Annotated in this window: 3 protein-coding genes; 1 reads left to right on the forward strand and 2 read right to left on the reverse strand. The window is 70.2% G+C overall.

The genetic code is table 11. The annotated features are described in order from the left end of the window. Positions 1-361: 361 nt before the first annotated feature. The gene (locus GA0115254_RS28700; RefSeq protein ID WP_093898174.1) at positions 362-3145 is read right to left on the reverse strand and encodes an AfsR/SARP family transcriptional regulator; all 2784 of its coding nucleotides are present in this window, start codon (positions 3143-3145) and stop codon (positions 362-364) included. 177 nt (positions 3146-3322) lie between these two features. On the opposite strand from GA0115254_RS28700, the gene GA0115254_RS28705 reads away from it, so the two are divergent. Further along, positions 3323-4660 (forward strand): RICIN domain-containing protein, encoded by a 1338-nt coding sequence (locus tag GA0115254_RS28705; protein WP_093898175.1) that lies wholly within the window; start codon positions 3323-3325, stop codon positions 4658-4660. Positions 4661-5889: 1229 nt separating this feature from the next. On the opposite strand, the gene GA0115254_RS28715 is transcribed toward GA0115254_RS28705, so the two are convergent. Continuing rightward, on the reverse strand, positions 5890-6705 hold the full coding sequence (locus tag GA0115254_RS28715; protein WP_093898176.1) for a helix-turn-helix domain-containing protein: 816 nt from the start codon (positions 6703-6705) through the stop codon (positions 5890-5892). Positions 6706-6760: the final 55 nt, after the last annotated feature.

Raw genomic sequence — 6760 nt, forward strand, 5'->3', positions numbered from 1 at the left:
CCACCGGCGGCATCGGCGCCGACCACGACCTCGTACGGCGCCACTGGCCGGAGCGCATGGGCACACCTCCCGCCCGCTCGGTGACCAGCGTCCGGCAGGAGACCACGACACCGGAGGCAGAGAAACAGGTCGTCGGTGGCAGCCCGATCACGCACCAGCGCCGATCGGGGCCGCCGTTATGAGTACGCCAGTCCGCCGATCACGCCCCCTGGGCCATGCCGGTGGGCGGAGCTCCTTGCGGGACAAGCTGTCTTGGACGACTGCCTGTACCGACGAGCTCCGTTGCTCCACGTTGGAAGCCCCGTCAACGTCCTTGCGTGACCTGCGGAATCGCTAACTACCCGGCCCTGGGGCAAGCCCCCTATCTGCTGGTCTCCGCGCCGTCCTCCGCCTCCGCCTGTGACCGGTCACCCGACTCGGCCGTACCGCTCAGCGTGGCCCCCAGCCGGATCACTCCCTCGGCCCTGACCAGCGATGTGCCGTGGGCGTCCACTTGACGCATCAGTGGTGTCATCAGGGGTAGTCCGGAAGGCGGCTGGTCCGTGCCCACGGCAACGTGCAGCCGGGCCATGAACCGGGCGAGGCCGGCAGGGCTGGCCGGGTTGTCCGGGTCGCCCGCGTACCGCTCGGCCCCGGCCATCGCGGCTTCCGACTCCTGCACGCGTCCGGTGGCTCGCAGCACGAGTGCCAGCAGCACCCCCGACATGTGAAGGCGTCGGTGGCTGTTGGTGGCCTCCGCCCAGCGGAGTGCGGCGCGCAGGTCCGCCTCCGCCTCCGCGTAGTTGCCTACCAGACATGAAAGCCAGGCCCGGGTGTGCAGCGCCCTGGCCCGGTACTCGGGTTGGCCGGCTTCCGCTGCCCTGTGGGCGGCCGATCCGGCGAGCCGGCAAGCCTCGTCGTAGTGGCCACGGCTCGGGAAGAGGCTGCAGACCGCGATCAGCATCAACAGGTCCACGGCTGTCCGCAGGGCCTCGGGGACCGACGCCAGCGACTGCTCCACGGCAGCGGTCAGCACGGCGTGCTCCGCGCGGAACCAGGTCCGGGCCTGATCGGTGTCCGCGAAGGCGATGCCCGTATGGTCCGCCGGGTGGAGCCAGGCGGGGGAGGGGGCGTTGTCCGGCAGAGCCGTGCGTGCGACGTGGACCGCGCTGCCGTAGAGGAGGGCCAGGACCCGGCGCAGCGCCTCCGTCCGGTCCTCGGCGCGCTCCGTGGATTCGGCGTGGCCTTGGCCGTAGAGCCGGAGCAGGTCATGCAGGCGATAGCGGCCCGGGGCGGGGGATTCCAGCATCCCGGCGTCGACCAGGGCCTCGGTGAGGTTCTCGGCCGCGTGCTCCTCCGTGCCGAGAAGAGCGGCGGCGACCGGCAGCGGCAGGTCGGGGGCGTCGAGGAGGGACAGGAAACGAAAGGCCCGGGCCAGGTCGGGGGTCAGGGCGTCGTAGCCGAGCCGGAAAGCGGACTCCACCATGTGGTCGCCGTGGCTCAGTTCGTCCAGTAACACACGGGTGTCGGTCAGCCGCGCGCCGAAGGCGCGCAGGCTTTGGCGGGGGAGGGCGGCGAGGCGGGCACCGACAATGCGCACGGCGAGCGGCAGGCGGCCGCAGGAGTCGAGCAGGTCCCGGGCGGCTTCGGGCTCCGCGGCCACTCGTGCGGCGCCCGCGAGCGTGCCGAGTAACGACAGCGCCTCGGCCTCGGTGAAAATGTCCACGGCGAAGGAGCGGGCGCCGGGTACGGCGAGATGAGGAGCCCGGGTGGTGACAAGTACCGCCGAACCAGCGGTGCCGGGCAGGAGCGGGCGGACCTGGGCGGCGTCACGGGCGTCGTCCAGGACGAGCAGCACACGACGGTCGGCGAGCAGGGTGCGCAGCAGCGCTGCCCGCTCTTCCCTGTCCAGCGGCAGCCGGTCGGGCGGGGTGCCGAGCGCACAGAGGAGATCGGCGAGCACACCGGCCGGATCCGCCGGATGGGAGCCTGCGCGCAGGCCGACGTACAGTCGGCCGTCGGGGAAGGCTTCGCGCAGGCCGTGTGCCACATGGACGGCGAGCGCGGTCTTGCCGACGCCGCCGATGCCGGCCACGGTCGCGATGACGACGGCCCGGCTGTGCCCGGGGCGGGCCTGGAGCAGGTGCGCCTTTATCTCCTCGACGAGACGGCCACGCCCCGTGAAGTACCCGATGTCGGAAGGCAGCGGTGCAGCGGTCATCTCCCCGCTGCCCCGCAGGGGGCCGACGATCGCGGGTGCGCCGGGCCGCCGGTCCGCGCCCATGGACGACTGTCGCTGGAGCCCGAAGGCGCCTGCCAGCTGGTCCGGGCGGAGGGGCGGGGCCGCGGGACGGACGTCGGTGCCCACGGGCCACGCGGGGGAATGCACCGTGTGTCCCGCGCGGAGTCCGCGGTGCAGTTCCGTCAATTCCGCTGACGGCCTCGTCCCCAGTTCCCGCTCCAGCAACTTGTGCGCCTCGTCGTACACACGAGCGGCATCTGCCTGGCGTCCGGCGCGCTGCAGCGCCAGCATGAGCAGCCCGTGCGACCGCTCCCGTAAGGGGAACTCCTTTACCATCTCCGGTAGTTCGGCCACGGCCTCCTCGTGCCGTCCCAGTTCGACGGCCGCGGCGTACAGGTCTTCGCGCGCCGCCACCAGGCACTCGGCCAACTGCTTGCGGTGGTGCTCGGCCCAGGGCCCTGGCACCCCCGCCAGAGCGATGCCCCGCCAGCGTCCGACCGCACGTGACAGCCGCTCATACACGGCCTCGGCAGAATCGCGCCGGTCCGCGGTCTCGTGCGCGAACACCTCGGTGTCCACGTCCACCGCCGGCTCCAGGAACCGGTAGCCGCCCTCCTCGGCGACGATCGACCGGCTTCTGGACCGCGCGGGCCGGTCCGGTTCCAGGGCCGCGCGCAACTGGGAGACATATGTGCGTACGGCCGAGGACGCGCAGCGCGGCGCGGCAGCCGATCCCCACACCCCGTCCACCAACTGCCCGACCGTGACGATGTGCCCACGCCGCAGCACCAGTATCGCGAACACCGCCTGCTGCTGCGGCGGTCCGAGCGCTATCCGCTCACCGCCACGCCTTGCACCGACCGGCCCCAGCAGACGCACCGTCAGGTGCTCCGACGTTGCCTGTGCCTGTTCAAACCCCCGCATGACCCTACCCCTTGGCCAGGATGGTAGCCGTGTCCCTTCCCAAGCACGCCCTGGAACACGCCGCCGCCTTCCCGCCGGGTTCTCGCCGCGACGTTCATCGAACGTTGAGCTCTTCCTGGCAACCCGCGCCGAACCTTGGACAGCCCGCAACGGCACACGACGAAACGGAGCGGATCCATGAACCACACCATCGGCAGATGGAGCAGGGCCGTCCTCGGCCGCTTCCTGCCCGTACTCGCGTTAGGCGGCCTGCTCTCCGCCGCCCTCACCGCGCCCGCGCACGCCGAACTGCCCGGCGGCGGATGGGGCGAGCGCCACCTCGACGAGATCACCCTGCTGGCCAGCCACAACGGCTACGCCAACGGACCCGACGGCATGAGCGCGCCGTTCACCAACCAGACGTACTCGCTGCGCGACCAGTTGTGGAACCAGGGCGTGCGCGCCACCGAACTCGACGTCTACGACTACGACTACGGCACGGGCGACGACCGCCCGCCCTTCGCGCGCACCGGCCATGGCGAGGTGTTCCGCCAGTGGGGCCGCCCGCTGGCCGACCACCTGAGAACCATCGTCGACTTCCTCAACAGCAATCGGCAGGAGGTCTTCGTCCTCACGCTGGAGGACTACGCCTCCAAGGACCTGTTGGCCAAGGCCTTCGACTCCGTCCCCGGCGCCCGCTCGATGATGTTCGACCCGCGCGCCTGGAGAGTCGACTCAATCGGCTGGCCCCGGGTCCAGGACATGGTCAATACCAACCAGCGGCTGCTGGTCCTGTCCGGCAAGGTCGACCGGGAGGACATCGGCATCTTCCCTATGAGGGACTGGACGATCCAGAACCACTACGACAACGGCATCCGCCAGTGCACCGACCGCAGCGGAGACGGGATATCCGACCCGCTGAACGTCGGAGGGAGGTACGGCGCGAGCGGACAGCGGGCATTCCAGAAGCTGTTCATCAACAACCAGTTCAGCTCCCGTACCTACGACGACTTCTACCAGACGGCCAAGACGGCCTGCGAGTCCGCCACGCTCGGGCGCATGCCCAACATGATCTCCACCGACTGGATCGGCTACGACAACCAGGACGCGTGGCGGTTCGTGAACGACACCGACAAGGGTGTGGGCTGGAACGTGGGCGACCGCGACCTCTGCCTCGACGTGGAGGGAGGCCGCAGCGACAACGGCACTCCCGTACAGATCTACTCGTGCAACTGGACCAACTCGCAGGCGTGGAGCCGCGTCCCGATCCTCAAGCAGAACGTGTTCGAGATGCGTGCCTTCGGTAAATGTCTGGACGTGGCCGGCGGGTCCACGGCCAACGGCACCCGGGTTCAGCTCTACGACTGCAACGGCACCGGTTCGCAGCTCTGGTTGCACGACAACCGCGCCCTGCGCAACCCCATGTCCGGCAAGTGCCTCGACGTGCCGTCTGGTGACTTCAGCCCGGGGCGCGACCTTCAGCTCTACGACTGCAACGGCACGCCGTCCCAGGCCTGGGACTGGCGCATGGTCTGACCCGGTAAGCCCGGCCACCGGTCACGGTCCCGTTGGTCGGGCTCAGCCTGTTCGGCCGACGGTCCGCGGCGCCGGCAGACGGCTGCTCGGCCGCCGGTGTCCGGGCTGGCTGATGACGCCCACAGGCCGTTCGGGCTCCTGCTGCCGTCACCTCGCCCTGCCCGAGGTGATCAACCGGGTCGGCCGCTGCGCGCAGTACCGGGTGTTGCGCGTGGACATCACGAACGTCCGGTTCCAGGGTGGACCAGGCACTCCACCGTGCTCGACTGCCCCTGCGAGGCAACCGGGCTTCGCGAGGGACCTGCGGCGGCCCGTAGTGTCGGGTCTCCCACACCGCCCGCCCCTGCCCGCCGGTTCTCTGACATTTTCGGGACAGCATCGGCCGACCTCGGTATCAGAACTCCAGGAGAGTGCCGGCGACGACGGGGCGGCCGGCGCGCACCCCGGACACCTCTGGCCAGGCGCAGCACCAGAGCTCGGATCGAGCGCACGGTGCGCGGCCGACCCCCGTGCTTCGGTCTCCTCTGGGCGGCGTGTCGGCGGGCGAACAGGTCGCGGTGCCGGCGCAGCACCGTATCGGGTCGGACCAGTAGCCGGATCTGCCGGAGTGCCTGCAGCGGAAGGCCATGCAGCAGCGCCACCAGAAGAGTCCGGTCGCTCAGTGGAATCGCACGCGCTGGCCGCTCAGTTGCCACTCCCGCACCGCAGTCTGATGACGGAGAGCCAGGATCTCAACGTTGTTCTCTCGGTAGCTCATCGGCAGCAGTCTCAACATCGCGAACGCGTTCGTTACACCCAGGCACGCCAGTCTCAGCAACACAGCCGATCACCATGCCGTGCTCACTGTCGGCCGTGCGAGAGCGGCGACTTGAGCGATCCTGTCTGTCACCCTGGGAGACCTGGTCCCACCAGCACAGATGAGGTATTCGGCAAGGTCAGGGATAGCGGAGGGAGAAGCTGGGAGTCACCACGTAGACCGCGCCCTGCTCTGAGTGGGACTGGTGAAAGGCGCCTGGCAGGCCAATGGCCAGGTCAGTTCGTCGCCCGCCTCGTTCATGGCCGGTCGGCCGTGGCAGGCGATCGTGATCCCGCCGGCGCACGGGCCGGGCGGCGGAGAGCAGCCTGTAGGTGATATCGGCACCTGGATCTACCCGCCGCATCCTCGGCCGTAGGGCTGCATGAAGGCTTCACGGGCCCACCCGCACAAGGCACATGGGTGGAGGAGAGCGTCAGCGGCCCTCCTGCAGATCCGCGGAGAGGTGTACGGCCCCGGTGCAGGCCAGTCGGTCCGCCATCTCGACGCACGCCTCGGCCCCCTTCGGGCTCGTAGCGGGCAGCATCGGGCTGCTTTTGCCGTGCGTCACCCTGTCCCGGTGCGAGGCGAGCAGCTCGTCCGCTCCGGATCGGATCGAGACCTCCAGGGCGCCATCGCGCGCGTCCGTCTCCACCTCGGACCAGACGGTGGCGCAGGACGGGCTGAACCGGAGCCGTACGGCGTAGGCATCCTCAGTGACGGTGCTCTCAGTGCGGGCATCCCGGTTGCAGCGGGAGGAGCCCGGATACTGCCCCCGGCAGCTTTCCTTGCGGCAGGACGCCGCTTGCCGCTCCGGGCTGCCGCCCGACAGGGCCGGGGCACCCACGGCGCAGGCCACGGCGCCCAGCGTGGCGGATACAGCCAGCACGACGGCCGTCCGCAGCCGTCGCGCCCGGGCAGCTGACGCGAGCGGTAGCCGCGGCGCAGGGGGCTGGGGCGCGCTCAGCGGTCTGGTCTCGGCCCGGCAGGCGTTCTCCCACAGGGTGATCAGCGGCGCCATCTCCGTGCCCCCGAGTCGCCCCAGAGCCTCGACAGCGGTACGCGGCGGGAGCTTGACGCCGTTGAGGTAACGGTGCCATGAGGACTTGCTGTGGGCGGTGCGTGTGGCCAGCGCGGCCAGGCTCAGCCCGGTCTGCTGTTTGAGGTCGCGCAGCCGCTCCACCAGCAGCAGCCCGTCGGGGCCGAGCGAGTCGGGCAGTTGCTGCCAGCGAGCCGTCGCTTGCTCCTTCATGCCGTTCCCAATCCTTCTATCAGGCATCCGGCTCATTCCGGATCGCGTGATGTGT

Origin of the sequence: Streptomyces sp. Ncost-T10-10d, from assembly GCF_900091955.1 — a bacterium.
Lineage (GTDB): Bacteria > Actinomycetota > Actinomycetes > Streptomycetales > Streptomycetaceae > Streptomyces.

Bases quoted from the DNA above. Each gene is read 5' to 3' on its own strand.
- GA0115254_RS28715 (WP_093898176.1), bottom strand. From the start codon at position 6,705: ATGAAGGAGCAAGCGACGGCTCGCTGGCAGCAACTGCCCGACTCGCTC.
- GA0115254_RS28705 (WP_093898175.1), top strand. From the start codon at position 3,323: ATGAACCACACCATCGGCAGATGGAGCAGGGCCGTCCTCGGCCGCTTC.
- GA0115254_RS28700 (WP_093898174.1), bottom strand. From the start codon at position 3,145: ATGCGGGGGTTTGAACAGGCACAGGCAACGTCGGAGCACCTGACGGTG.